The organism is Micromonospora halophytica (genome assembly GCF_900090245.1).
In the GTDB taxonomy this organism is placed as follows: domain Bacteria; phylum Actinomycetota; class Actinomycetes; order Mycobacteriales; family Micromonosporaceae; genus Micromonospora; species Micromonospora halophytica.
This window is the reverse complement of sequence record NZ_FMDN01000003.1, coordinates 298198-324409: the sequence shown is the minus strand read 5'-3', so window position 1 is coordinate 324409 and position 26212 is coordinate 298198. Positions and strand designations below refer to the sequence as shown.

The 26212-nt window shown below is 74.4% G+C and carries 19 protein-coding genes; 8 read left to right on the top strand and 11 right to left on the bottom strand.

Translation table 11 applies throughout. The annotated features are described in order from the left end of the window. Positions 1-140 precede the first annotated feature (140 nt). On the bottom strand, positions 141-1049 hold the full coding sequence (locus GA0070560_RS06625; protein ID WP_091292579.1) for a hypothetical protein: 909 nt from the start codon (positions 1047-1049) through the stop codon (positions 141-143). Between the two features lie 97 nt (positions 1050-1146). On the opposite strand from GA0070560_RS06625, the gene cofD reads away from it, so the two are divergent. Further along, positions 1147-2094, top strand: a complete 948-nt coding sequence (gene cofD / locus GA0070560_RS06620; RefSeq protein ID WP_091293009.1) for a 2-phospho-L-lactate transferase — start codon at positions 1147-1149, stop codon at positions 2092-2094. After that, positions 2091-3179: a coenzyme F420-0:L-glutamate ligase gene (locus GA0070560_RS06615; protein WP_091292577.1), complete on the top strand. Its 1089-nt coding sequence runs from the start codon at positions 2091-2093 to the stop codon at positions 3177-3179. The genes cofD and GA0070560_RS06615 overlap by 4 nt, the downstream gene beginning before the upstream one ends. A gap of 28 nt (positions 3180-3207) precedes the next feature. Here GA0070560_RS06615 and GA0070560_RS06610 read toward each other — a convergent pair whose 3' ends face one another. Next, positions 3208-4206 (bottom strand): ArsR/SmtB family transcription factor, encoded by a 999-nt coding sequence (locus GA0070560_RS06610; protein WP_091292574.1) that lies wholly within the window; start codon positions 4204-4206, stop codon positions 3208-3210. A 273-nt stretch (positions 4207-4479) separates the two neighbouring features. Beyond that, entirely contained in the window at positions 4480-5517 is a 1038-nt protein-coding gene (locus GA0070560_RS06605) for a hypothetical protein (protein ID WP_091292572.1), read from the bottom strand. Between the two features lie 39 nt (positions 5518-5556). Here GA0070560_RS06605 and GA0070560_RS06600 point away from each other — a divergent pair, with 39 nt between their 5' ends. Beyond that, positions 5557-6162, top strand: a complete 606-nt coding sequence (locus GA0070560_RS06600) for an NUDIX hydrolase (protein ID WP_091292569.1) — start codon at positions 5557-5559, stop codon at positions 6160-6162. A gap of 63 nt (positions 6163-6225) precedes the next feature. Here GA0070560_RS06600 and GA0070560_RS06595 read toward each other — a convergent pair whose 3' ends face one another. Beyond that, positions 6226-7317: a mannose-1-phosphate guanylyltransferase gene (locus GA0070560_RS06595; protein WP_091293007.1), complete on the bottom strand. Its 1092-nt coding sequence runs from the start codon at positions 7315-7317 to the stop codon at positions 6226-6228. 63 nt (positions 7318-7380) lie between these two features. Next, positions 7381-8526 (bottom strand): glycosyltransferase family 4 protein, encoded by a 1146-nt coding sequence (locus GA0070560_RS06590; RefSeq protein WP_091292567.1) that lies wholly within the window; start codon positions 8524-8526, stop codon positions 7381-7383. A 152-nt stretch (positions 8527-8678) separates the two neighbouring features. Between GA0070560_RS06590 and GA0070560_RS06585 the strand changes: the two genes are divergently transcribed. Continuing rightward, the gene (locus GA0070560_RS06585; protein WP_091292565.1) at positions 8679-9368 is read left to right on the top strand and encodes a TIGR03089 family protein; all 690 of its coding nucleotides are present in this window, start codon (positions 8679-8681) and stop codon (positions 9366-9368) included. Between the two features lie 316 nt (positions 9369-9684). Here GA0070560_RS06585 and GA0070560_RS06575 read toward each other — a convergent pair whose 3' ends face one another. Together GA0070560_RS06575 and GA0070560_RS06570 are read right to left on the bottom strand one after the other, a co-directional pair. After that, the gene (locus GA0070560_RS06575) at positions 9685-11670 is read right to left on the bottom strand and encodes an acetoacetate--CoA ligase (protein WP_091292562.1); all 1986 of its coding nucleotides are present in this window, start codon (positions 11668-11670) and stop codon (positions 9685-9687) included. A gap of 173 nt (positions 11671-11843) precedes the next feature. Continuing rightward, on the bottom strand, positions 11844-12359 hold the full coding sequence (locus tag GA0070560_RS06570) for an acyl-CoA thioesterase (RefSeq protein WP_091292560.1): 516 nt from the start codon (positions 12357-12359) through the stop codon (positions 11844-11846). A 23-nt stretch (positions 12360-12382) separates the two neighbouring features. Between GA0070560_RS06570 and GA0070560_RS06565 the strand changes: the two genes are divergently transcribed. Continuing rightward, positions 12383-13054, top strand: a complete 672-nt coding sequence (locus tag GA0070560_RS06565) for a hypothetical protein (protein ID WP_091292557.1) — start codon at positions 12383-12385, stop codon at positions 13052-13054. A gap of 42 nt (positions 13055-13096) precedes the next feature. Here the strand turns inward: GA0070560_RS06565 and GA0070560_RS06560 are convergent, their stop codons facing one another. Continuing rightward, positions 13097-14260: an acyl-CoA dehydrogenase family protein gene (locus GA0070560_RS06560; protein ID WP_091292555.1), complete on the bottom strand. Its 1164-nt coding sequence runs from the start codon at positions 14258-14260 to the stop codon at positions 13097-13099. A gap of 250 nt (positions 14261-14510) precedes the next feature. Between GA0070560_RS06560 and GA0070560_RS06555 the strand changes: the two genes are divergently transcribed. Together GA0070560_RS06555 and GA0070560_RS06550 are read left to right on the top strand one after the other, a co-directional pair. Further along, complete coding sequence (locus GA0070560_RS06555) at positions 14511-15938, top strand: UDP-glucose dehydrogenase family protein (RefSeq protein WP_091292553.1); 1428 nt, start codon at positions 14511-14513, stop codon at positions 15936-15938. Positions 15939-16093: 155 nt separating this feature from the next. Continuing rightward, positions 16094-21016, top strand: a complete 4923-nt coding sequence (locus GA0070560_RS06550; RefSeq protein ID WP_091293005.1) for a zinc ribbon domain-containing protein — start codon at positions 16094-16096, stop codon at positions 21014-21016. Positions 21017-21617: 601 nt separating this feature from the next. On the opposite strand, the gene purE is transcribed toward GA0070560_RS06550, so the two are convergent. Both purE and GA0070560_RS06540 read right to left on the bottom strand, forming a co-directional pair. Then, positions 21618-22109 (bottom strand): 5-(carboxyamino)imidazole ribonucleotide mutase, encoded by a 492-nt coding sequence (gene purE, locus GA0070560_RS06545; RefSeq protein ID WP_091292550.1) that lies wholly within the window; start codon positions 22107-22109, stop codon positions 21618-21620. A 40-nt stretch (positions 22110-22149) separates the two neighbouring features. Beyond that, on the bottom strand, positions 22150-23322 hold the full coding sequence (locus tag GA0070560_RS06540; protein ID WP_091292548.1) for a 5-(carboxyamino)imidazole ribonucleotide synthase: 1173 nt from the start codon (positions 23320-23322) through the stop codon (positions 22150-22152). Positions 23323-23456: 134 nt separating this feature from the next. On the opposite strand from GA0070560_RS06540, the gene GA0070560_RS06535 reads away from it, so the two are divergent. Further along, complete coding sequence (locus GA0070560_RS06535) at positions 23457-24107, top strand: pyridoxine/pyridoxamine 5'-phosphate oxidase (RefSeq protein WP_091292546.1); 651 nt, start codon at positions 23457-23459, stop codon at positions 24105-24107. A gap of 4 nt (positions 24108-24111) precedes the next feature. Here the strand turns inward: GA0070560_RS06535 and GA0070560_RS06530 are convergent, their stop codons facing one another. Next, the gene (locus tag GA0070560_RS06530) at positions 24112-26148 is read right to left on the bottom strand and encodes a thioredoxin domain-containing protein (protein WP_091292544.1); all 2037 of its coding nucleotides are present in this window, start codon (positions 26146-26148) and stop codon (positions 24112-24114) included. Positions 26149-26212 lie beyond the last annotated feature (64 nt).

Sequence of the window (26212 nt, the reverse complement as noted above, 5' to 3'; positions counted from 1 at the left end):
GCCTATGCGTTGCGGCCGACGGCGCGACGCGCACGGAACGCGGTGTGACGTCGCCCCCGGCAGCGCGGGCGGCCCGCTCACCACCGCCGGACCCGCCACGGGCGGGACGCCCGCGCGTCCCGCCCGGCAGGGCGTCCAGGTCAGCGGGGGAAGTGGGGGTCGTCCCGCTGGAACCGCTGGGTCCGGTCGCTGTCCTCGCCACCCGGCCCGGCCGGCGACGTGCCGGCCTCACCGGGCTGCCGCGGGATGGCCTGGGTCGGGTCGGCCGACGGCGGCTGCCCGAAGGGCGGGGCGGTGTTCGGCCCGGAGAAGGACGGCGCGGACTGCGGCACGCTCCCGTACGGCGGCGCCGACTGGGGCGGGCCGTACGGCGGGGCCGGCTGCGGGGCGGCGCCGAACGGCGGGGCCGCGGCGGGGGCGGGCTGACCGTACTGGGCACCCGGGCCGGGGAAGCCGGACTGGCCCGGCGGCGGGTACCCGGCGGAGGGGAAGCCGCCCTGCGCGGGCTGCTGCGGCCAGCCCGGCTGCGGCTGGCCGTACACGCCGGGCTGCGGCTTGGGCTTCGGAACGTGGTAGAGGGTCCGCCACACCTGGTACGCGACGAAGGCGGCCACCCCGAAGATCGCGAACCAGGCCGCCCGGGTCAGCGTGCCCAGCAGCGCCTCCAGCACCTCCGCCTTGGCGAGCCGGCCGACCAGCCAGATCAGGAAGGTCAGCGCACCGAACAGCGCGCCGAAGGCGTACTCGGCGACGGCGGCCTGGGTGATCTGCCGCGCCCGGCCGACCACCGGCGGGACGTGGGTGGCGAGCAGGACGGCCAGCAGCGGCAGGACCGTCGACTCGATGCCCACGAACGCCAAGAAGGTGCTGCCCGCGCGGCCGGAGAAGGTGCTGTACTCGTTGGCCGGCGCGAGCAGCCGGATCAGTCCGACGAAGAGCAGCACGGCGTTCGCGCCGAGCAGCACCAGCGCGGCCAGTTCGCGCAACGGGCGGGTGAGGTTCCTGGCCTGCGAGGCGTCGTTCGACGCCGGCTCGGCGGGGCTGGTCACGAGTTCTCCCTCGGGCGAAACGGACAGATGCCGACGTGAGCCTAGTCTCCCGGACCACCGGCCGATCGCAGGCGTCGCGTACGCGAGGATGGACGGCATGCGCATCGTGGTTCTGACCGGCGGCATCGGGGGCGCCCGGTTCCTGCTCGGCGTCCGGGCGTACGCCCGGGAGGTGGGCGCCGAGGTGACCGCCGTGGTGAACGTCGGGGACGACCTGCTCCTGCACGGGCTCAAGGTCTGCCCGGACCTGGACAGCGTCATGTACACCCTGGGCGGCGGGGCCGACCCGGAGCGGGGCTGGGGTCGGGTCGGCGAGACCTGGACGGTCAAGGCGGAACTGGCCGCCTACGGCGCCGAGCCGAGCTGGTTCGGCCTCGGCGACAAGGACGTCGCCACCCACCTGGTGCGGACCACCATGCTCAACGCCGGATATCCGCTGTCCGAGGTGACGCAGGCGCTGGCGACCCGCTGGCAGCCCGGCGTACGCCTGCTGCCGGCCACCGACGACCGCCTGGAGACCCACGTGGTGGTCGACGGGGAGCAGGGCCAGCGGGCGATCCACTTCCAGGAGTGGTGGGTGCGCCACCGGGCGGACATCCCGACCCACCGGTTCGTCTTCGTCGGCGCGGAGAGCGCGAAGCCGGCCCCCGGGGTGCTGGAGGCGATCGCCGGCGCGGACGTGGTGCTGATCGCGCCGAGCAACCCGGTGGTCAGCGTCGCCCCGGTGCTGGCCGTGCCGGGCCTGCGCGAGGCGGTCACCGAGGGCTCCGCCCCGGTCGTCGGCGTCTCGCCGATCATCGGTGGTGCCCCGGTCCGGGGGATGGCCGACCGCTGCCTGTCCGTGCTGGGCGTGGAGTGCAGCGCGGCCGGGGTCGGCCGGCTGTACGGTGCGCGGAGCGAGGGTGGGCTGCTCGACGCCTGGCTGGTGGCGCCGGAGGACGAGGGCACGGTGGTGCCGGGGACGACGGTCCGGTCCGCGCCGTTGCGGATGACCGACGAGGCGGCGACGGCGCAGATGGTCCGGGCCGCGTTGGAGCTGGTGTGAGGCTGGAGATCCTGCCGGTGCCGGGCATCGGCGACGTGACCGAGGGTGACGATCTGGCGGCGCTGATCGCCACCGCCGCACCGTGGCTGCGCGACGGGGACGTGCTGGTCGTCACCAGCAAGATCGTGTCCAAGGCGGAGGGCCGGCTGGTCGACGTGCCGGCGGACGGGCCGGAGCGGCTCGCGGCCCGCGACGAGGTGCTGGCCACCGAGACCGCGCGGGTGGTGGCGACCCGGGGCGCGACCCGGATCGTGCAGACCCACCACGGCTTCGTGATGGCCTCCGCCGGGATCGACGCCTCCAACGTCGGCAAGACCCGGCTGGTGCTGCTCCCCACGGACCCGGACGCCTCCGCCCGGGCGCTGCGGGCGGCGCTGCGCGAGCGCTACGAGCTGGACGTCGCCGTGATCATCAGCGACACGATGGGCCGGCCCTGGCGCAACGGGCTCACCGACGTCGCGCTCGGGGTGGCCGGCATGTCCGCCCTCCGGGACCACCGGGGCGAGATCGACCCGTACGGCAACGAGCTGCAGCTCACCCAGATGGCCGTGGTGGACGAGCTGGCCGGCGCGGGTGAGCTGATCAAGGGCAAGTGCGACCAGGTCCCGGTCGCGGTGGTCCGTGGCTACCTGGCCGCCACCCGTACCGACGACGGCGGCGGCGCGGCCACCCTGATCCGGGACGCGGCGATGGACCTCTTCTCCCTCGGCACCGCCGAGGCGAAGGCCGCCGGGCTGCGGGAGGCCGCGACCCTGACCGACGGGCCCGGGGCGACGCCGGCCGACCCGGCGGCGGTGGCCCGGGCGATCGCCGCCGTGGCCGAGGTGGTCGCGCCCGGCACCGCCTTCACCCACGTCACCGACGACGAGGTACGCGCCGGACTGGTGGCGAGCGTGCCCGGCTGGCCGGAGCAGGCCACCGGACTGCTCCTCGGCGCGGCGCCCACCCCGATCGACCGCGCCGACCTGGTGCGCTTCGGCACCGACGTGCAGCGGCTGCGGACCGCGCTGGCCGCCGAGGGCGTGCCGTCGGCGCTGCTGCCCCCGCCCGCGGGCAGCACGGCGAGCGCCTGCCTGGCGCTCTGACACCCCGGCAGGCGCGCCCACGGTGGCGTCAGGCGTCGAGCATGGCGCGGCCCAGCGGGGTGAGGGTGTGCAGCACGGTGTTGCGGTCCCGCTGGCTCACCAGCAGCCCGGCCCTGCGGAGCACGGCGGTGTGCTGACTGGCGGCAGCCGGCGAGATGTGCAGCCGGCGGGCCATCTCACCGGTGGTGCAGCCGTCGTCGCTGGCCGCCAGCACGGCCGCCCGGGTCCGCCCGAGCAGCGCGGCGAGCGCCTCCCGGCCGGCCCCGTTCCCGGCCCCGCCGGCACCGTCACCCGGGACGAGCCCACCCAACCGGTCCACCGGGTAGACCAGGACCGGCGGCAGCGCCGGGTCGAGCAGGGCCACCGGGGTGCGCGCGCAGAAGAACGAGGGCACCAGCAGCAGCCCGCGCCCGCCCAGGTGCAGCTCCCGGCTGTCCGGGTACCCGTGGATCTCCAGCCGGTCGGACTTCCAGATCATGGCGGGGCGCAGGCTGTTCAGTAGTCCCTCCACGCCGCCGTCGAGCAGGGCGCGTGCCCGGCGGGTCCGGTCCGCCTCCACCGCCGCCTGGATCCGCCCCCAGTACGGCGTGAGCGCCACCGACCGGTACCGGGACATCGACTCGGTCAGGTGCCGCAGCACCTCCGGCTCGCCCCGGGCCAGCGGGGCGGCCGACGTGGGCAGGGTGTTCGCGCCGGCCAGCACGGTCAGGTCCCGGTGCAGGATCCCGGCCGGGGTGGACCGGACGGCCTCCAGCCCCGCCTCGAAGCCCTCGACGCTGTCGTACGGGGTGAGGAAGTCGGGGAAGTATCCGCGGGGTGGGTTGAGCGCGAAGAGCAGCCGCAGCCGCTCCGAGGCGGCGTCGCGACGCAGCTCGCGGGTGACGCCCTGACGCCAGTGCGCCATCAGTGGGTCGCTGCTGCGCCCCTGGAGCAGGTGCAGGCTGAGTACCAGCTCCCAGACCGGGTCCGCGGCCGGGGCCATCCGGGTCCGGAGGATGTCCTCCGGGGAGAAGTGGATCGTCAGCATGGTGGCGCTCCCGAGGGCGGGCAGAGGGACGCCCGCCGACCCTCTGCACTGTACCGTGCGGCACTAACCTGCACTTTTAAGCGTGGGCTGAAACTCCTCGACGTGCCCCGCCGTCGCTTGGCATGCTCCTACTGCCCGGTACGGCGTGCACGGGGGTACTCCCGTCACGCGCCCGGGTCACGGGGGCCGGGTGGACGCGGCGCCCGGGCGGCACCACGAGGGTCTGCGGCCCCAGTTCCGCAGAGGTGTCACCCGGGCGTCGGCGTCCCACGGTCAGCCGATCCAGAGCGCCACCCGGTGGTCCTCGTCGGTGACGTAGAAACAGGCCCCGTCCTGCTCCGCCAGGCCCTCGACGTGGTGGAAGGGCGCCAGGTCGGCCACCACCTCCCCGGCGATCCGGTACTCGTCGGCACCCGGCTCCCAGCGGAACCGGACGTGCCGGGAAGTCACCTCACCACCCTCCGGGTGGTCGTCCAGCAGCACCGAACCCTTGCCGAGGGCGTCGATCGAACCGACCACCGCCGCGTACCCGCCGTCGGGCGTGGGGGTGACGGCCCGGAAGCCGACCAGGGTGCCGGGCGGGGTCACCCCGGTCAGCGCGTACGCCCGGCCGGCCCGGGGCCAGTCCCCGCCGGTGAACATCTCCGGCACCCCGGACAGCTCGACCAGGGTCGGCTCCCCTGCGGCGGTCACCGGGAACCGCAGCCCGAGCAGCACGGTGCCGTCCGGCGCGAAGGCCGCGGCCTCCACGTTGAGCGGCAGGTCGTCCTCGGCCAGCCGGGTCACCCACCTCTTCGCCCGGGCGGTCCCCCGGGCCCGCGTCTCGACGATGAACCGGCTGCGCACCCGCTCACCCGGGGACAACGGGGCGAACGGCGCCTTCGCCAGCGCGTCGTTGATCGCGCGGTGCACCCGGAAGCTGTTGCGCACCACCTGCACCGGCAGCGTCCCGAGGGCCGCGTCGTCCTCCCGGAACCGGGCCACGAACGCGCGGCGGGGGCGCAGCGGGCCGCCCTTCGAGCCGAAGTGCGAGCCGAAGACGTACACCCAGCCGTCATGGTGGGCCAGCGCCTCACCGTCCTCGGTACGGCCGTTCTCCGGGCCCGCGTCGGCCGGCACGTGGTGGGCGACCCACTCGCCGTCCTCGAGTTCCAGCAGCAGGGCCAGGCAGCGCTCCACCGGGCCCTCGTCCAACACGGTCCAGAAGCCACGCCGGGCCCGGTGGGCGCGCAGCACCGCCGGGGAACGGACCGGCAGCAGATCACTGGCCTCGTTGCCGGCCACGACGAACTCGACGAGTCGCAAGGTCACCGGGCCAGGGTACGGAGCCGACGCTCGTAGAGTGTCGGGGTGCCCGACACCACCCCCGCCCCACGTTCCGCCGGCCCCACCGACCGGCATCGCGCGCTGCACGCCGACGCGGTCGCGGTGCTGACCGGATGGGCGCCCACCAGCCCGGCGGCCGCCGAGGCGCGGAACCGCACCCTCGACCTGCTCACCGCGGGCCCGGTGGCGATGGACCGGAGCCACCGGCCCGGTCACGTCACCGCGAGCGCGCTGATCCTCGACACCACCGGTTCCCGGGTGCTGCTCTGCCTGCACGGCAAGTTCCACAAGTGGGTCCAGCTCGGCGGGCACTGCGAGGAGACCGACCGTACGCTGGCCGCCGCCGCCCTGCGCGAGGCGACCGAGGAGTCGGGCATCGCCGGCCTGGTGGTGGACCCGGTGCCGATCGACGTCGACATCCACCCGGTCGGCTGCCAGGGTGGCTCGCTGCACCACGACGTACGCTTCGCGGTCTTCGCCCCGCCCGGCGCGGTCGAGCGGGTCAGCGACGAGTCCGAGGCGCTGGGCTGGTTCCCGCCGGACCGGCTGCCCGAGCCGCTGGCCGGCGGGACGGCCCAGCTCGTCGCGCCGGCACTGGCCGCCCTGACCCGACACGCACCGGCCCGCTGACCCGCCCCTGCCGGCCCGCCGACCGGCGTCTGCCGACCCCGCGCCGCCACCGGTGGCCGGCGGTCAGACCAGGCCCTCCTCGCCGCGTCCCTTCAGTTCGTCGACCAGCGCCTTGACGTCCTGGGCGCGGTCGCGGGGGCAGACCAGCACCGCGTCCGGGGTGTCCACCACGATCAGGTCCCGTACCCCGAGCGCGGCCACCAGCCGACCGGACTGCGGCACCACCACCAGGTCGTGCGTGTCGTGCAGCAGCACGTCGGGCTTGCCGTCGGTACCGAGGACGACGTTGCCCGCCTCGTCGGCGGGGAGCACCTCACCGAGGGTGTGGAAGTCGCCGACGTCGTTCCAGCCGAAGTCGCCGGGGACCGTCGCCACCCGGCCGGCGGTCGCCGCGCCCTCCATCACCGCGTAGTCCACTGAGATCTTCGGCAGCGTGGGCCAGACCGTGCCGAGGATGTCGTCCTGCTCGGGGGTGCCCCAGGCGGCGGCGATGGCGATGACCCCGGCGTGCAGCGCCGGCTGCTGGCGGGCCAGCTCGGCGAGGAAGACGTCCACCCGCCAGACGAACATGCTGGCGTTCCAGAGGTGCCGTCCGGAGCGCAGGTAGGCCTCGGCGACCGGCGCCGCCGGCTTCTCCTTGAACTCGGCCACCGGACGCAGCGGACCGTCACCGGTCGGCTCGCCCGTCTCCAGGTAGCCGTAGCCGGTCTCCGCGCGGGTCGGGGTGATGCCCACCGTCATCAGCAGCCCCTGCTCCGCGCCGCGCACCGCCGCGCGGACCGTCTCCACCCAGGCGTCGGCGTCCCGGATCAGGTGGTCGGCCGCGAAGGAGCCCATCACCGCCTCTGGGTCGCGCTGCGCGATCACGGCCGCGGCCAACGCGATCGCCGCGCAGGAGTCCCGGGGCGAGGGCTCCACCAGGATGTTCTCCTCGGGCAGCCCGGTCAGCTGCCGGGCCACCGCCGCCGCGTGGGCTGCCCCGGTGACGACCAGGATCCGCTCCGGTGTGGTCAACGGTCCCAACCGGTCCACCGTCGCCTGGAGCAGGGACGCGTTGGTGCCGGTGAGCGGGTGGAGGAACTTGGGGTGCCCCGCGCGGGACAGCGGCCACAACCTCGTGCCGCTGCCACCCGCCGGGATGACGGCGTAGAGCATCAGCACATCATGCCCGAACCGGCACAGGCGGGAAGCCGGGTCGGCCGTACGGTCGGCGCCCGGTCAGGACCGCGCCCGGCTCCACGCCGCGATGTGCACCTCCGCGCTGGACTCCCAGGTGAATTCCTTCGCCCGGTCGAAGCCCGCCTTGGCCAGCGACAACCGGCGCGGCTCGTCGTCGAGGAGGGCGGCCAGGTCGGTGGCGATCTGGTCCGGGTCCTCGCTGGTGTAGGCGACCGCGTCCCCGCCCACCTCGGGCAGGGAGAGGCGGGGGGTGGTCAGCACCGGGGCGGCGCACGCCATCGCCTCCAGGATCGGCAGCCCGAATCCCTCGCCGTACGACGGGTAGGCCGCCACCAGCGCCCCGCCCAGGAAGCCGGGCAGGTCGGCGTAGCGCAGGTAGCCGGGGCGCAGCAGCCGCAGGTGCGACGGGACCTCGGCCACCGCGCGGTCGATGTCGTCGTCGTGCCCCTGGCCGCCGGCGACCACCAGGGCCGGCGGGTTCTCCCGGTCGGCCACCGCGCGGGCCCAGCCCCGGATCAGGTTGGGCACGTTCTTACGCGGCTCCTTCGCCCCGAGGAAGGCCACGTAGCTGCTCCCGCCCAGCCCCAGCCGGGCCCGGACCCGGGCCTTCTCCTCGTCGCCGGGCGCGTGGAAGGCCGCGTGGTCGACGCCGTGGTAGGCCACGTCGATCCGGGTGGGGTCGGCGTCGAGGAGCCGGATCAGCTCGTCGCGGGTCGCCTTGCTCGGCACGATCACCCGGTCGGCGCGGCGCAGCGACGTCTTGATCGCGCTGCGGAAGAACGTCCGCCGGGACTTGTCGTAGTGCTCCGGCTCGGTGAAGAAGGTCGCGTCGTGCACCGTGACCGTGACCGGGCATCCGGCCCGCAGCGGGCAGGTGTAGAAGGGCGAGTGCAGCACCTCGGCGCCGACCTGCTGGGCGAGCAGCGGCAGGCCGGTCTGCTCCCAGGCGAGGCGGGCGGGGCGGTGGGCGACGGCCGCCGGCGCGGGGACGACCTCCGCCCCCGGCAGCATGCGGGTGTAACGCTCCAGGTCGGTGCGGAGGCTGACGACGACCAGGTCGACCGCCGATCCACAGACCGTGCCGAGGGCGCCGAGGAGGCCGTCGACGTATCTACCGACGCCGCCACGGTCGGCGGGGACACTCGTGGCGTCGATGAGTACGCGGGGCGGGCGACCGGCGGTCACGGGGCGACTCCTTGAACTGGCGGGGCTGTGGGGAACAACACTCCGGGCAAGCCTACGCCGGTGCCCGGTCCGGACGCCGACTGCGACCCGACGGTACGCCGACTTGTCATCGACATCGAGTACGGACACCGACCGGCGTATCGTTCGCGCCGATGGCCGACAACATTGCCCGGGTCTTCGCCGACGCGATCGCGACCGACCCCACCCGCCCCCTGCTGACCTGGTACGACGACGCCACCGGCGAGCGCACCGAACTGTCCGGCGCCACGCTGGCGAACTGGGTGGCCAAGACCGCCAACCTGCTCGTCGACGAATTGGCCCTCGCCCCCGGCGACGTGGCCGGAGTGCTGCTCCCGCCGCACTGGCAGACCGCCGCGGTGCTGCTGGGCTGCTGGTCGGCCAAGCTGACGGTGGTCGACGCTCCGGGCGACGTGGCCGTGCTCTTCGCCGCCACCTCCCGGGTCGCCGAGGCGGACGCCTGGTCGGCCGGGGAGCGCTACGCCCTCGCGCTGGACCCGTTCGGGCTGCCGATGCGCCAGGTGCCGGCCGGCTTCGCCGACTTCGTCGGCGAGGTACGCGGCCACGGCGACCACTTCACGCCGTACCCGCAGGGCGGCCCGGGCGACGCGGACCTGCTGGCCCGCGCGGACGCCCGCGCGACCGAACTGGGCATCGCCGTCGGCGACCGCCTCCTGGTCGACACGGCCCGCCACCCGGACCCGGTCGACTGGCTGCTCGCCCCGCTGACCCGCGCCGCGACACTGGTTCTCTGCGCCAACCTCGACCCCACCCGCGTGACGTCCCGCACCACCACCGAGAAGATCACCCGCCCCCTCACCTGACTGCCCCGCCCCCACCCCTCCCCTCCCCGCCGTCCCTCCCCGCCGTCCCTCCACCCCGTCCCTCCACCCCGTCCCGCCACCCCGTCCCTCCACCCCGTCCCTCCACCCCGTCGATCTTGCACTTCAGGTCGCCGTTTCGCGGCATTTGCCCGTTCAGTCGCGACCACAAGTGCAAGATCGCGGGGGCGGCGGGGCGGGGCAGGGGTGGGGTGGGGTGGGTGGGGTGGGTGGGGTGGGTGGGGTGGGTGGGGGTTGGTCGCTGTCGCTCCGCTGCGCGAAGCGGCCCTGATCGGGAGGAAGTAGGTCTACTTCCGAGTTAGGCGGGGGTGGGGGTGTCGGTGGCGGTGCGGCGTTGGGCGAGGGCGGCGAAGGCGGTCAACGACTCCGGGTTGGCCAGGGCGCCCTTGGCGGCGGCGTTGTCGACCGGGGTACCGGTGAGGATCTTCTTGACCGGGACCTCGAGTTTCTTCGCGCTCAGGGTGCGCGGCACGGCGCGTACCTGGTGGATCTCGTCCGGTACGTGCCGGGGCGAGAGCGACGTGCGCAGCTCGCGGCAGATCTTGCGCCGCAGGTCGTCGTCGAGCTCCAGGCCCTCGGCGAGGACCACGAAGAGCAGCAGCTCACCCGCGCCACCCTCGTCGTCCTCCAGGTGCACGACCACCGAGTCGACGACCTCGTCCAGCCCCTCCACCACCGAGTAGAACTCGGCGGTGCCCAGCCGCACGCCGCCCCGGTTCAGGGTGGCGTCGGAGCGACCGGTGATCACGCAGCCGCCCCGGGAGTTGATGGTGATCCAGTCACCGTGCCGCCACACGCCCGGATAGACCTCGAAGTACGCCTCGCGGTAGCGGCGGCCGTCCGGGTCGTTCCAGAAGCCGACCGGCATGCTCGGCATCGGCGCGGTGATCACCAGTTCGCCCAGCTCACCGACGACCGGGGTGCCGTCGGCGGAGCGGGCCTCCACCCGCGCGCCGAGCGCCCGGCAGGTGATCTCGCCAGCGTGCACCGCCAGCAGCGGCACCCCGCCGACGAAGCCGGTGCAGACGTCCGTGCCGCCGGAGAGCGACTGGAGCTGGAGACGGTCGCCGACCGTCTCGTACACCCAGGTGAAGCCCTCGGCGGGCAGCGGCGCACCGGTCGAGCCGAGCCCGCGCAGCGCGGAGAGGTCGGCGATCTCCTTCGGCACCAGCCCGGCCTTGCGGCAGGCCAGCAGGAACGGCGCCGAGGTGCCGAAGTACGTGGTGCCGGTCTCCTCGGCCAGCCGCCAGAGCGCCCCCAGGTCGGGGTGGCCCGGGTTGCCGTCGAAGAGCACGATCGCCGCCCCCACCGCCGGGCCGGAGACCAGGAAGTTCCACATCATCCAGCCGGTGGTGGTGAACCAGAGGAACCGGTCCGACGGGCCCAGGTCGTGGTGCAGGGCCAGCATCTTCAGGTGCTCCAGCAGGATGCCGCCGTGGCCGTGCACGATCGGCTTCGGCAGCCCGGTGGTGCCGGAGGAGTAGAGCACGTAGAGCGGGTGGTCGAACGGCACCGGGGTGAAGGTCAGCGGCTCGTCGGTCTCCGCCGCCAACTCGTCCCAGGTGATCGCCCCGGCCGGCACGCCGGCCGGGTCGAGGTACGCGATGCCGACGGTGTGCTGGAGCGACGGCAGCGCGGCCCGGATCGCGGCCACCTCGCCGCGCCGGTCCACCGGCTTGTCGCCGTACCGGTAGCCGTCGACGGCCACCAGCACCTTCGGCTCGATCTGCTGCCACCGGTCGGTGACGCTGCGGGTGCCGAACTCGGGGGCGCAGGACGAGAAGATCGCGCCCAGGCTGCTGGTGGCCAACAGCAGCACGTACGTCTCTCCGATGTTCGGCGCGTACGCCGCCACCCGGTCCCCGGCGACCACGCCGAGCCGGCGCAGCCCGGCCGCCACCCGGCGGACCTGCTCGCGCAGCTCGGCCGCGGTCAGCGTGACCGGCGCGCGGGTCTGGCCGTGCGCGATCACCACCGGGTCGTCGTCGGCCCGGCCCGGCATCCGCAGCACGTTCTGGGCGTAGTTGAGCGTCGCGCCGGGGAACCAGCGGGTGCCGGGCATGCCCGCGTCGGTCAGGGTCGCCGTGGGCGGGGTGTGCGCGACGACCTCGAAGTGGTCCCAGATCGAACGCCAGAAGGCGTCCAGGTCGGTCACCGACCAGCGCCACAGCTCGTCGTAGTCGGCGAAGTCGAGCCCGCGGTGCTCACGCAGCCAGCGCAGGTAGTTCCCGATCCGCGACCGCTGGAGTACGTCCGCCGGCGGCGTCCACAGCACGTCACCCACTGCTCCACCCTCCCTGAGGCCCCGCACGACACTGTCCATGGGCCGTGGCGCCATCTTGCCCTACCTCGCAGCGCCATTCTCCGCACCGGGTGCCGGTGACGGGGCGTGGCCGGCCCACACCACCGGCCCGCCCGGTGTGTGGGCGGGGCCGACGCCCACCCTCCGGTGCCGCCTCAGCCCGCCCGGTGCGCCTGGATCGCCCGCCGCTTCGCCAGCCGGTGCGCCCGGCGGATCTCCGCCTCCCGGTAGCGGCGCTCGTCCTCCTGGGTCTCCGGCAACACCGGCCGGACCGGCCGCGGCGCGCCGCCCAGGTCGACGGAGACGAAGACCAGGTACGCGGTTGCCACCCGGACCGGCGCGTCCTCGACCTGGTCCCACCGCTCGGCGACCACCTTCACCCCGATCTCCATCGAGGTGTGCCCGGTCCAGTTGACCTGGGCGTGCGCGTGGACCAGGTCACCCACCCGGACCGGCTCGGAGAAGACGATCTCGTCGATCGCGGCGGTGACCGCCGTGCCGCCGCTGTGCCGGGCCGCCGCCGCGCCGGCCACGTCGTCGACGAACTTCATCAGGACCCCGCCGTGCACGGTGCCGTACAGATTGACATCGACAGCAGTCATGATGCGACTCAGCGTGACCCGCGAGTACGAGGTCGGCTTGCCCTGTGGGGCGGAGGGGTGCTCGGTCATGCCGGAAACGGTACGGTGCGCCAATGCGACATCTCTGGAGCTTCCTCGCCGGGCTGGTGGTGGCGCCGATCACCTGGGTGCTGGTCACCCTCGGGCAGGACGGGTCGGACCGGACCGTGCGCCGCTGGGTGGAGATCGGCACGTTCAGCACGCCCAACCTGATCGAACCCGCCGTCTACCTCGGCGTCGCCGGCATCCTGCTCGGCCTGCTCGGCACGCTGCGCGTCTCGCCGCTCGGTCCGCTCGTCGCCGGGCTGCTGCTGATCACCCCGTACGTCGGGATGTTCATCGCACCGTTCAACGTGCTCGACCGGATCCCGGACGGCGGCAAGGTCCTCGGGGACCCGCTGCCGCTGAGCCTGCCCGTGCAGAACGGCACCCTGTTCCTGATCGGCCTGCTGCTGCTGATGGCGACGTTCAGCTTCCAGCGGTGGCGGCGCCAGCCGGTGCCGTCGACGTCCGGGGCGGAGCTGACCCCGGCCGACGACACACCCCCGGAGAACACCTTCACGCTGAGCGACTGGCCGCCGCCCGCCCCGCGCAGCGAGGCGGACACCGCCCCGCCCTCGCTCGGCTACCCGGCTGCGGACACGCCCAATGAGCCGCTGCCCCGGCGCGCCGGCACCGAGTCGCCGTGGACGGCCCCGCCGCCCCGGTACGGGGCCAAGTCGGAGAGCAGCACCGAGAACAGTTGACGGCCGCGGGCGGGCCGGGTGACCGGCCCGCCCGCCCGAACGTCAGCCCTTGAGCAGCTGACGGGCCATGACGATGCGCTGGACCTGGTTGGTGCCCTCGTAGATCTGGGTGATCTTGGCGTCCCGCATCATCCGCTCGACCGGGTAGTCCCGGGTGTAGCCGTAGCCGCCGAGCAGCTGCACCGCGTCGGTGGTGATCTCCATGGCGGCGTCCGAGGCGAAGCACTTGGCGGCCGCGCCGAAGTAGGTCAGGTCGGCGTCGCCCCGCTCCGACTTCCCGGCGGCGGCGTACGTCAACTGCCGGGCCGCCTCCAGCTTCATGCCCATGTCGGCGAGCATGAACTGCACGCCCTGGAAGTCCGCGACCGGCTTGCCGAACTGCTTGCGCTCCTGGACGTAGCCTTTGGCGTAGTCGAGCGCGCCCTGGGCGATGCCGACGGCCTGGGCGGCGATGGTGACCCGGGTGTGGTCCAGGGTCTTCATCGCGGTGGCGAAGCCGGTGCCCTCCGCGCCGATCATGCGGTCGGCCGGGATCCGGACGTTGTCGAAGTAGACCTCACGGGTCGGTGAACCCTTGATGCCGAGCTTCTTCTCCGGCGCGCCGAAGCTGACCCCGGGGTCGGACTTCTCCACCACGAAGGCGGAGATGCCGCGCGAGCGAGCTGTGGGATCGGTCACAGCGAAGACCGTGTAGAACTCCGACACGCCCGCGTTGGTGATCCACCGCTTCACGCCGTTGAGCACCCAGTGGTCGCCGTCGCGGACAGCCTTGGTGGTCATCGACGCCGCGTCGCTGCCCGCCTCCGGCTCGGAGAGGCAGTACGAGAACATCGCGTCGCCGGAGGCGACCTTCGTCAGGTACTTCTGCTTCAACTCCTCGGAGCCGGCCAGGATCAGCGGCATCGTGCCGAGCTTGTTGACCGCCGGGATCAGCGAGGACGAGGCGCAGGCCCGCGCCACCTCCTCGATCACGATCGCCGTGGCCAGGGCGTCCGCCCCGGCGCCGCCGTACTCGACGGGAATGTGCGGGGCGTGGAAGTCCGCGGCCCGCAGGGCGTCGTACGACGCCTTCGGGAACTCACCGGTCTCATCCGCCTCGGCGGCGTTGGGGGCCACCTTCGCGTCACAGACCTCGCGGACCGCCTCACGGATCGCGTCGTGCTCCTCGGGCAACCGGTAGACGTCGAACGACTGCTCTGCGGCCATGTCGGCCCTCCCCTTTCACCGCTATCATGCGCAGTCTGTGGCGTCCGAGAGACCGCCGACTGCCGCAGACTGAAGGATAGCCACCAGGTCCGGCCGGACCCTACCGGCGGGTAGGCTCGCGCACGACAGGCGTCGACACGGCACAACTACCCTCACACAAGACGACAAAGTTCCCCTCGGTGCCCGGCCATGGCGCCCCAGCCGATTGCGACGCAACGAAGCGCCGCCAGTGCGAGCGGAGAAGACAGGCGTGACGATCCCGTACCCGAACATCCAGCCGGTGCCCGCCATCGCCCCGGTGACGCCGCCCTCGGGTGCGCCGCGGCCCCGGGTCACCTTCCTCGGCACCGGGTACCTCGGCGCGACGTACGCGATCTGCTACGCCGAGCTGGGCTACGAGGTCCTCGGCTTCGACGTCGACGTCGACAAGATCGCCAAGCTGAACGCCGGTGAGGTGCCGATCCACGAGCCGGGCCTCGACGAGCTGCTCAAGCGCAACCTGGCCGCCGGGCGGCTGCGGTTCAGCACCGACATCGCCGAGACCGCCGAGTTCGGCGACGTGCACTTCATCTGCGTGGGCACCCCGCAGCGCGCCGACGGGATGGGCGCGGACCTGTCGTACGTCGAGGCGTCGGTGACCAGCCTGGCCCAGCACCTGACCCGCAAGGCGCTGATCGTCGGCAAGTCCACCGTGCCGGTCGGCACCGCCGAGTGGGTGGAGCAGCTGGTCGGCAAGCACACCCCGGCCGACCTGGGCGTCGAGGTGGCCTGGAGCCCGGAGTTCCTCCAGGAGGGCTTCGCCGTCGACGACGTGCTGCGCCCCAACCGGATCGTGGTCGGCGTCAAGAGCGAGTGGGCCAACGCCATGCTCTACGCCGCCCACAAGGGCGTCTTCGACCTGGCCGCCACCGAGGACCGGGAGGTCCCCCTGGTGGTCACCGACTTCGCCACCGCCGAGCTGGTCAAGGTCGCCGCGAACGCCTTCCTGGCCACCAAGATCTCCTTCATCAACGCGATGGCCGAGGTCTGCGAAGCCTCCGGCGGCGACGTCACGCAGCTGGCCCGGGCCATCGGGTACGACCCGCGCATCGGCAACCGGTTCCTGCAGGCCGGCCTCGGCTTCGGCGGGGCCTGCCTGCCCAAGGACATCCGCGCCTTCCAGGCCCGGGCGCAGGAACTGGGCGCCGGCGAGGCGCTGCGCTTCCTGCACGAGGTGGACCTGATCAACCTGCGCCGCCGTACCCGGGTGCTCCAGCTCGCCGCCGACCTGCTCGGCCGCCGCTCCGGCCCGGCCGGCCCGGACTTCGCCGGCACCCGCATCGCCGTGCTCGGCGCGACCTTCAAGCCCAACACCGACGACGTCCGCGACGCCCCGGCGCTCGCCGTCGCCGCGCTGCTGCACAAGTCCGGCGCCGACGTGCACGTCTACGACCCGCAGGGCACCGAGAACGCCCGCCGGGTGGCCCCCGAGCTGACCTACGAGGCCAGCGTGAACGACGCCGTCACCGGAGCCGACCTGGTGTGCGTGCTCACCGAGTGGGCCGACTTCCGCAACGCCGACCCGATCGCCCTCGGCGAACTGGTCGCCGGCCGCAAGGTGGTCGACGGACGCAACTGCCTCGACTCGGCACTGTGGACCCAGGCCGGCTGGGAGTACCGGGGCATGGGCCGCCCCTGACCTCGTCCTGACGCGCCGGCCGGGAAGCACCGCTTCCCGACCGGCGCGTTTTTGTTGTCCCGAATCGCACTGCCGGGTGTCGAAATCCGCGCCGGGTCAGGGCATGCTGCGACAGTGGGGATCCACAGTGCGGTCCGGCCGGGTGGAGGGGTGTGGTGGAGAACTTTCAGTGCTCCTCGTGCGGGCGGCAGTTCACGCCGGCCGCCCACTGCCCGCACTGCGGGGCCGAGCAGCCGCGCTGGCGCGAGCACCTGGCGGAGATCGAACGCTCCATCGCGGAACTGAAGGCCCGCGACGCCGCGATCGCCGCCGAGCAACGGCAGATCGCCGCGAAGATGCAGGCCGCCCTCTTCCAGCGGGACATCCTCGCGCACGCCGGTGAGGAACAGGTCAAGCAGGCCACCCGCCCCCGGCGGGTGCTGCGCCGCAAGCCCGGCCGCCGCCCGCCGACCGCCGCCACGGGCGCGCCGTCCCGGGTGCCCCGGCAGGGTTCCTCCCCCGCCGGTCCCGACGAACCACCGCCCCCGCCGCCCCGCGCCGCCGCGACCTGGCTGGACGCGGACGACCCGGAGCACCCGCCCGAGGCGTCCTCCCGCGAGGTGCAGAACATTCCCCTCGGACTCGGCGCGCTGCTGCTCGCCGTGGCCGCCGTGGTCTTCGCCGCCGTCGCCACCAGCTCGATGGACGCGCTGGCCCGGCTGGGCATCCTGCTCGTCGCCACCGTGCTGCTGCTGCTCGCCCCGCCCGTGCTGGCCCGGCGTGGACTCACCTCGACCGCCGAGACCATCGCCACGGTCGGCCTGCTGCTGGTGCCGCTCGCCGGGTACGCGCTGTGGGCGGTGGACCGGATCGGCAACGGGGGTGCCTCCGGCGCGGTCTTCTCCGGCATGATCTTCGCGGTCACCGCCGGCGTCGCCTTCGCCTACGCCAGGGGCACCGGCCTGCGCGCGCCCCGCTTCGCCGCCGTGCTCGCCGCCCAACCCGTGGTGCCGCTGCTGGCGTACGACCGGGTCACCGGTCCGGGCGGGTGGGCGCTCGTGCTGACCGTGGTGGCGGTGCTCGACCTCTGGCTGGCCCGCTCCGGGCTGCTCCTCGAACGCCCGGTCCGCGAGGACCTGCCGCCGGGCGGCCCGGCTTCCCCGACCACACCGGTCCCGCCCCGGCAGCGCACCTCCGGCGAGACCCGGCCGGAGACGGCCCCCGAGGAGTCCGGCGAGGTGGTCGGCGAGGCGACTGCCCCCGCGCCGGAGGAGGCGGCCCGACCGGTGCCGTGGCTGCCCCAGCTGACCTGGCTGCTGCACGGCGCGGCGGTGGCGCTCGCCCTGGCGTACGGCGTCACCGCGCTGCTGCGCGCGAGCACCGTGCCGACGGCCGTGGTGGCCGGCGCGGCGCTGCTGCTGGCGGCGGCGGTGGCCCTGGCCGGCACGATGGTGCTGCGTCGGCCACCGCTGCCCGACGTGGGCGCCGGCATCTTCACCCTGGCCGTGATCGGGGCGCTGGGCCGGATCGCCTCGGTCGCCTTCCCCGGCCGCGCGCTGCTGCTGATCGCCGCCGTCATCACGCTCACCGGGCTGGCCGTCCGGGCGGTACCGGAGGCGGCCCGGCGCGGCCCGCAGTTCGCCTCGGCGGCGGCGCTGACGGTCAGCGGCGTGGTGGTCGCCGGAGGTGCCCTGCGGGCCGGCCTGGCCCCGGTCCGCGCCGCCCAGCCCGCCTGGTCGGCCGACCTGGACCGGTTCCCCGCCGAGCTGGCCGCCGCGGTCGGGCCGACCACCTGGCAGCTCGCCGCCAGCGCCCTGCTGCTGTCCGTGGCGGCGGTGCTCGCGCTGCCCTCGGAGATCCGCCGGGAGTTCGCGGTGGTCGGCGCGGGGCTGACCGCGCTCGCCGTACCCGCCTCCCTCGGCCTCGGCTGGGCGGCGGCGCCCTGGCCGATGGTGCTGGCCGCGGTCGCCATCGGGGTGCTCGGTCTCTCCGCCGGCACCGAACGGGCCGCGCTGGCGCACGCCGTCACCGCGACCGTCGTGGGGATCATCGGGGCCGGCGCCGCGCTGAGCCGGCCCGCGCTGACCGCGGCGGCGCTGGCCGCGCTCATGCTGGCCGGGGTGCTGGTCGCGCTCGCGCCCCGGGTGCGGATCACCCCGGCGGTCGCCGACACGCTCTCCGGCTGGGCGGCCGGCGGGGCGGCGTTCGCGCTGCCCGGGGCGGTGGCCGCCTTCGTCGCCGCCACCGAACCGGCCGGCCCCGCGCCCACCCCGGCGGTGCTGCGCGAGCTGACCGTCCCGATCCTCGCCGCGAGTTTCCTCGCCGTCTGCGTGACCCTCGGGTACGCGGCGATGGTCCAGGTCTCCCAGCGGCACATCGCCCTGCCGCACGCGGTCGGCACCGGGCTCGGCGCGTTCGCCGTCGTCGGGGCAGCCTTCTTCGCGCCGGGCCGGACCGCCGCCGACGCCTGGGTGGGCGGGCTGCTGCTGGTCGCGACCCTGCTGCTGCTCCTCGCGCCGAAGATCGACGCGTCCCGCCGCTCAGACGCCACGTTGGACAGCTCGGACCTGGCCGCCGCCGCGGTCACCGCGGCGCTGATCGCCACGCTGGCCCGGATCGCCGCGGTCATCTCCCCGGGCGGGCAGCTCGTGGTGGCCGCCGCGCTGGTCCTGGTGGTCGCCGTCGCCGCCCGTGCGATGCCGGAGGAGTGGCGGCGCGGCCCGGTGGCCGGCATCGCCGTCGGCGGGGTGCTGATCGGGCTGATCGCCGGCTGGTCGGCGTTGCGCGGCGGCTGGGGGGTGCTGGCCACCCCGGGCCCGATCTGGGCCGGTGACCTGACCGGCTGGCCGGCTGCGCCGACCGGCGGCTCCGCCTGGCAGGCGCCGGTCGCGCTGGCGCTGCTCGGCACCGCCGCCGGGATCCTCCTCCCACCGCCCTGGAAGTACGACGTGGCCGGCGCCGCCGCGGTGCTCGCCACGATCGGCGCGCCCGCCGCGTTCGACCTGCCGTGGTGGTCGCCGGTGCTGGTGGGCCTGGCGGTGGCCACCGTCTTCGGCACGGCCTCGGCGGCCACCGTCGATCCGCGCGGGGCGCTGTCCCGGGCCACCGTGGCCGGCGCCGTCGCGCTGCACGCGGCCGGGGCCGGCCTGGTTCGCCCGTGGACCACCGCGCTGGCGTTGGGCGGCGTCGCGCTCATCGGCCTGGTCGTCGCCAGCCTGGCTCGCACGTTCGCGCCGTCCCTGGTGGAGGACGTCGAGACCGAGGGGATGCCGCCGCACCTGGTGCAGATCGGCGGGGTGGCGGCCGGAGCGGCCCTGCTCGCGCTGCCGGGGGCGGTCGCTGCGCTGGCCGCGGAGTTCGGTCATCCGGCCCAGGTGGTGCTGACCGCCGCGCTGGCCGCCTCCAGCGTCGGGCTGGCGGCGGTGGCTGCGGTCCGCCGCCAGGTGCCGCAGTACCTGCCGTACGCGAGCGCGGCGGTCGTCGGAGGTGCGACGATCAGCGCGCTGGCCGCCATCGTCGCCGGCCTGCCCTCCGGGGTGTACGCCGCCGCTGCCGCGCTGCTCGGGGTGCTCGCCGAACTGGTCCGGGCGGCCACCGTCCCGCCCGTCGGCTCGGCCCAGCCGGTACGCCGCTGGGCGGTGCTGCTGGACGGTGCCCTGCGTCGGCTGCCGGACGACGGCACGCGCCGCCGCTGGCGGGTCAGCCCCGCTGCCGGTGCCCTCGCCGCAGCCGCCCTACCGACCCTGTTGGCGCTGGTCTCGCTGGCCCCGCTGCTCTACGTCGCGCTGGTGGAGCCGCACCGGATGCTCTCCCGGATCTGGCAGGGCCCGCCCCCGGAGCTGCTCACCCCGCCGCCGGAGGCGGTCGACGGCACGCATGTGCTCACCGCCCTGCTGCTCACCGCGACGGCGGCGCTTGCCGCCACCGGCCTCAGCGACGGGCGGCGCTCGCGGGCCGTACCGGTGGTGTTGCCGGGGCTCGCGGTGACCCTGTTGATCACGCCGACCGCCCTGGGTCACGCCTGGCCGGAGAGCACACTGGCGTCGCTCGCGGTCTTCACCATCTCGATGCTCGGGCTCGCGCTGACCCCGCCACCGCCGCTGGTCGAGCGGGCCCGGTCGCTGCGGGTCGCCCGGGTGCTGGTCTTCGTGATCGGGCTGGCCGCCGGCGGCGCCGGGCTGGCCGGCAGTCTCGGCACCCGGGGGCTGACCCTGTTCACCCTGGGCGGGGCGGTCGGCGTCGGCACGGTGGCGGCGCTCTTCGGCACCACCCAGCGGGCGCGGATCCTGGGCTGGCTCTTCGCCTCGCTGATGGCGCAGCTCTTCGTGCTCACCGCCGGCCTGGTGGCCGGGTTCGCCGCGGTCTGGTCGGCGTTCGGGGTGCTGGCCGTCGGCGCGGCGTTGCAGGTCTTCGCGGCAACCCTGCCCCGGCTGCGCCGCCCCGAGGCGCAGCGTGAGGCGGCCACCGTGGAGTGGAGCGGGTACGCCGCCGCGCTGATCGCCCTGGCGTTGGCCTTCGATTCGCCCCGGCACATCGCCGCCCTGCTCGCCGCCTGGGGCGCCGTGCTCGGGGTGGCGGCGATCCGGCCCGGCCGGCGCCCGGTGGAACGGCGGATACTGTTCTGGTCGGTGGTGGCCTGTGAGATCACCGCCTGGTGGATCCTGATGCGGGTCGCCGACGTGGCGCTGGCCGAGGCGTACACGCTGCCGTTCGCGGCGCTGGCGCTGCTGGTGGGGGTCCTCGAACTACGGCACCGGCCGGACCTGTCGAGCTGGGTCGCGTACGGCCCGGCGCTGGTCGCCGCATTCGTGCCGACCCTGGCGATCGTGCTGGCGACCGATTCCAGCATGCTCCGGCAGGTGCTGCTGCTGCTCGGCGCGGTGGCCGTACTGGTCTTCGGCTCGATGAGCCAGCAGCAGGCGCCGGTGATCGTGGGGGCCACGGTGACCGCGATCGCGGCGGTGCACGCCCTGTTCAGCTTCGGCCCGTGGCTGGTGCTGATCCCGGTCGGGCTGGTGCTGCTGGTGCTCGGTGCGAGCAACGAGCGCCGCCGCCGGGCCCAGGAGCGCCTGCAGACGGCGCTGCGCGGCATGCGCTGAGCCCGCGCCCCGGGTCGGAGGGCGGGGCCCGGGGGCCGGGGCCCGGGGCGGATGGTGCCGGTATCTCCGTCGGCGCTCCCGAAGGACGGCGGTGGTGTGCATTCGTCGGTCGTCAGGGACCCGGCGCGGATCGGGCATCCGTCACGGTGGGTGAGGTTCGGGCAGGGCCGGGTGATGCGGTGTTCATCCTTTGCTCTGCACCCATCCACGCACCACTCACCGATAGTGACTGACCGGCCGGAGTCCATACAGAGGACTCGCCACATCAGTGCTGGTCAGCGCGGTGGTGCGTCCGGGTAAGCAGAGCAAAGGACGCGACGACCCCATCTCGCCGACGCGAAGCACATGACACTACGTGACATCCGCTTCAGACCACGGACAGTGAGTCGCCGATGCTGCATCCGGCAGTTCATCGCCGCAGCAGCCGCAGCAGCCGCCGCCGTCGCAGCAGCCGCAGCCAGCCAGCCAGCAGCCAGCGGATGGAGCGAGCTGACCGGGTAGCACGCGCCCCGAATCGGCGACGGAGACGGCGACCGAGGCGGGCCCGGCCGGCCGGGCACCAGTCACGGGACCGGCACCGAAAAACCGGCCGGGAGGCGGCTCAGCCGAGCGAGGCGCGCAGGGCGGCGTCCTTCTCCGCCACCATTGCCTCCAGGGCGGCCTGGAAGTCGGCCACCCGCTTGAGCAGCGTCGGGTCGCTCGCGGCCAGGATCCGCACGGCGAGCAGGCCGGCGTTGCGGGCGTTGCCGATGGAGACCGTGGCCACCGGGATGCCGGCCGGCATCTGCACGATGGAGAGCAGCGAGTCCATCCCGTCCAGGTGCTTGAGCGGCACCGGCACGCCGATCACCGGCAGCGGGGTGACCGAGGCGACCATGCCGGGCAGGTGGGCGGCCCCGCCCGCCCCCGCGATGATCACCTTCAGGCCCCGGTCGGCGGCGGACCGGCCGTACTCGATCATCTTGCCCGGGGTGCGGTGCGCGGAGACGACGCCCACCTCGTACGGCACGCCGAACTCGTCCAGCGCCTCGGCGGCGGCCTTCATGGTCGGCCAGTCCGAGTCGCTGCCCATGATCAGCCCGACGGTGCTCATGCCCGACTTCCCTTCGTTCGCGACCGCGGGGCTCGCGAGCTCACTCCTCGCGCTCACTGTGTCCCTCGCGCAGCCAGCGGGCGGCTCGCGCAGCCCGGGCCCGTACGTCGTCCAGGTCGTCGCCGAGCAGCGTGACGTGCCCGATCTTGCGGCCGGGTCGCACCTGCTTGCCGTACAGGTGGACCTTGGCGCCCGGCTCGGCGGCGAAGAGGTGGTGCAGCCGCTCGTCGATGGAGATCCCGCCCGGCTCACCGCCGAGCACGTTCGCCATCACGACGACCGGCGCGGTGAGCGAGGTGTCCCCCATCGGGTAGTCGAGCACGGCCCGCAGGTGCTGCTCGAACTGCGAGGTGCGGGCCCCCTCGATGGTCCAGTGCCCGGAGTTGTGCGGACGCATGGCCAGCTCGTTCACCACGAGCCCGGTGGGCGTCTCGAACAGCTCCACCGCCAGCATGCCGACCACGCCGAGCGCGGTGGCCAGGTCGATGGCGAGCTGCTGGGCGGCGAGCGCCAGCTCCTCCGGCAGGGCGGGGGCGGGGGCGAGCACCTCCACGCAGATCCCGTCCCGCTGCACGGTCTCCACCACCGGGTACGCGGCGACCTGCCCGAACGGCGAGCGGGCCACCTGCACTGCCAGCTCCCGGCGCAGCGTCACCCGCTCCTCGACGAGCAGCGAGGTGCCGCCGGCGAGCAGGGTGGCGGCCAGCTCGGCGGCCTGACCGGCGTCGGCGACCATCCAGACGCCCCGGCCGTCGTACCCGCCCCGGGCCGCCTTGAGCACCACCGGCCAGCCCTGCTCCTCGCCGAAGGCGACCAGCTCGGCCGGCGTGGTGACGGGACGCCAGGCCGGGTTCGGCGCGCCCAGCGCGGTGAGGCGCTCCCGCATGATCCGCTTGTCCTGGGCGTGCAGCAGGGCGTCCGCAGGCGGGAAGAGCTTCACCCCCTCGTCGGTGAGGGTGCGGATGTGCTCGGTGGGGACGTGCTCGTGGTCGAAGGTGACGACGTCGCAGCCCTTGGCGAAGGTGCGCAACGCGGCGAGGTCGGTGTGGTCGCCGTACTGGACGTCGGCGGCGACCAGGGCGGCGCCGTCGTCCGGGGCGAGCGCCAGCACGCGCAGCGACTGGCCGAGGGCGATCGCGGCCTGGTGGGTCATCCGGGCCAGCTGGCCCCCGCCCACCATGCCGACGACAGGCAGACCGGTACGGGAATCCATAGCGCCGCCAGCCTATCGGGACGGCCGGCGGCGCCCGATCGGAGGGCCGGCGGCACCCGCCGGAACCCACCGACCCCGTGCCCCGGCCGGCGGGCGGGGCCACTCCGACGGCCGGCGATTGACATGATCACGTCATGACGACCCGTGACACGCTGCGTGGACTTCCGGTGCTGGCACACGAGATGCCCTCCTTCGACCCCACCGACGTGCCGGACGATCCGGTGCCCCTCTTCGCCTCCTGGTTCGCCACGGCGGTGAGCGCCGGGGTGGACGAGCCGCACGCGATGACCGTCTCGACGGTGGACGCCGACGGCTTCCCCGACGCGCGCGTGCTCATCCTCAAGGACCTCGACGCCGGCGGCTGGCACTTCGCCACCAGCGCCCACAGCGCCAAGGGCCGGCAGCTCGCCGACGATCCCCGGGCGGCGCTGACCTTCCACTGGCGGGAACTGGGCCGGCAGGTGCGGGTCCGGGGGATCACCCGCCCGGCCGACCCCGAGGTCTCCCGGCGCGACTTCCTGGCCCGCCCGCTCGGCTCCCGGGTCGCCACCCTGGCCGGCCGGCAGAGCGAGCAGCTCACCGACCGGTCGGCCCTCGACACGGAACTCGCCCGGGTCCGCGCGGCGCTGGCCGCCGACCCGGACCTCGTCGCCGAGGCCCACACCGTCTACCTGGTACGCCCCGAGTCCGTCGAGTTCTGGCAGGCCGACCGGGAACGCCGGCACGTCCGGCTCCGCTACCGTCGGACCCCGGACGGCTGGGACCGCGAGCTGCTCTGGCCGTGACCCGTCAACCGAGCTGGGCGACCAGGTCGTCGACCGAGGTCACCGGCCGCTGGCAGACGAAGCCCCGGCAGACGTACGCGGTGGGCCGCCCGTCGACCAACGGCCGGTCCGCGAGCAGCGGCACCCCCGGCTGGTCCGGGCGGCCGGCCACCACCACCGCGCCGGGCGGGGCGTGCCGCACCGCGGCGGCGACCAGCGGGTCCCCCTCCGGGTCGTCGGTGACCACCGCGATCTCGTACGGCCCGGAGAGCAGCGCCTCCCCCACGGTCGCCGCGTAGCCGGTGAACCGGGCGTGCCGCCCGACGATCGGCGCGACGGTGGAGAGCGCCTTCTCGGCTGCCTCCCGGTACCGGCTCTCCCCGCTCAGCGCGGAGTACGCCACCAGCGCCGCCACGATCGCCGAACGACCGGACGGGGTGGCGTTGTCCGTCGGGTCGGCCGGGCGGGTGACCAGCTGCTCGGCGTCGTCGGCGGTGTCGTAGAAGCCGCCGTCCGGGGCGGCGAAGCGGGCCAGGGCGGTGTCGAGCAGGGTTCCCGCCAGCTCCAGCCACCGCCCCTCGCCGGTGAGCTGGTGCATGGCGCAGAACGCCTCGGCGACACAGCCGTAGTCCTCCAGCACGCCCGCCGGCTCGCCGACCACCTTGTCGCGGGACGCGCGGCGCAGCCGCCCGTCCACCACGTGCACGGCGGCCAGGTGCTCGGCGGCGTCCCGCATCGCCCCGTCGGCGACGATGGTGACGCCCTCCATCAGGTTCGCGTCCTCGTCCTCGCGGGAGGCGTACCCGGCGGCGACCCGGAGGAACTCGGCGATGGCGGTGATCGCCAGCCCGTTCCAGGCGGCCACCACCTTGTCGTCGCGGGCCGGCTGCGGGCGGGTGTCCCGGGCGGCCAGCAGCCGTCCGACGACGTCCTGCCAGCGGGCCCGGATCTCCGGGTCGGCGTCGTCCACGTCGCGGGCCAGCCGCAGCACGCTCATGCCGTGTTCAAAGGTGCCGGACTCGGTGACGTCGAAGAGGTCGGCGGCCCAGCGGCCGTCGGACTCACCCAGCGCTTCGACGAGCTGTGCCGGCGTCCAGGCGTAGGTGAGGCCCTCGACGCCCTGGGTGTCGGCGTCCAACGCCGAGGCGAACCCCTCCCCCGGCCGGTGCAGCTCGTCGGCGAGGAAGCGGGCGGTGTCCCGGGCGACCCGGCGGGCCGTCCGATCGCCGGTGAGCCGCCAGAGGTCGGTGTAGAAGCGCAGCAGCAGGGCGTTGTCGTAGAGCATCTTCTCGAAGTGCGGCACCGTCCAGTGACCGTCCACCGAGTAGCGCGCGAAGCCGCCGGCGAGCTGGTCGTGGATGCCGCCCCGGGCCATCGCCTCACCGGTGTGCCGGGCGATCTCCAGGCTGCGCGCCGATCCGGTACGCCGGTGGTGCCGCAGCAGGAAGAGCAGGTTCATGTGCGGCGGGAACTTCGGCGCGCCACCGAAACCGCCGTTCGTCTCGTCGTACTCACGGGCGAGCTGGTCGGCGGCGGCGTCGAGCAGTTCGGCGGTGAGCGGGGCGGTGGGGCCGCCCACGGCCTGGGCCCCGCCGATCGCCTCGACCACGGCGGCGCCCTGCTGGAGCACCGCCTCGCGCTGGTCGCGCCAGGCGGTGGCGACCGACTGGAGCAGCCGGACGAAGTTCGGCTTCGGGAAGTAGGTGCCGCAGAAGAACGGGGTGCCGTCGGGCGTGGCGAAGACGGTCATCGGCCAGCCGCCCTGCCCGGTCATCGCCTGGGTGGCGGCCATGTAGACGGCGTCGACGTCCGGCCGCTCCTCGCGGTCCACCTTGATCGCCACGAAGTCGTCGTTGACCAGCGCGCCGACGTGTTCGTCCTCGAACGACTCGTGGGCCATCACATGGCACCAGTGGCAGGCCGCGTAGCCGACGGAGATCAGCACCGGCACGTCGCGCCGCTTCGCCTCTTCGAACGCGTCGGCGCACCAGGGCCACCAGTCGACCGGGTTGTCCTTGTGCTGGAGCAGGTACGGCGAGGTGGCGTCCGCGAGTCGGTTCACCCGACGACCATATCCATCCCGCGACGCACCCGGCGGTCGGACCGACGGCATCCCGGGGGCCTTC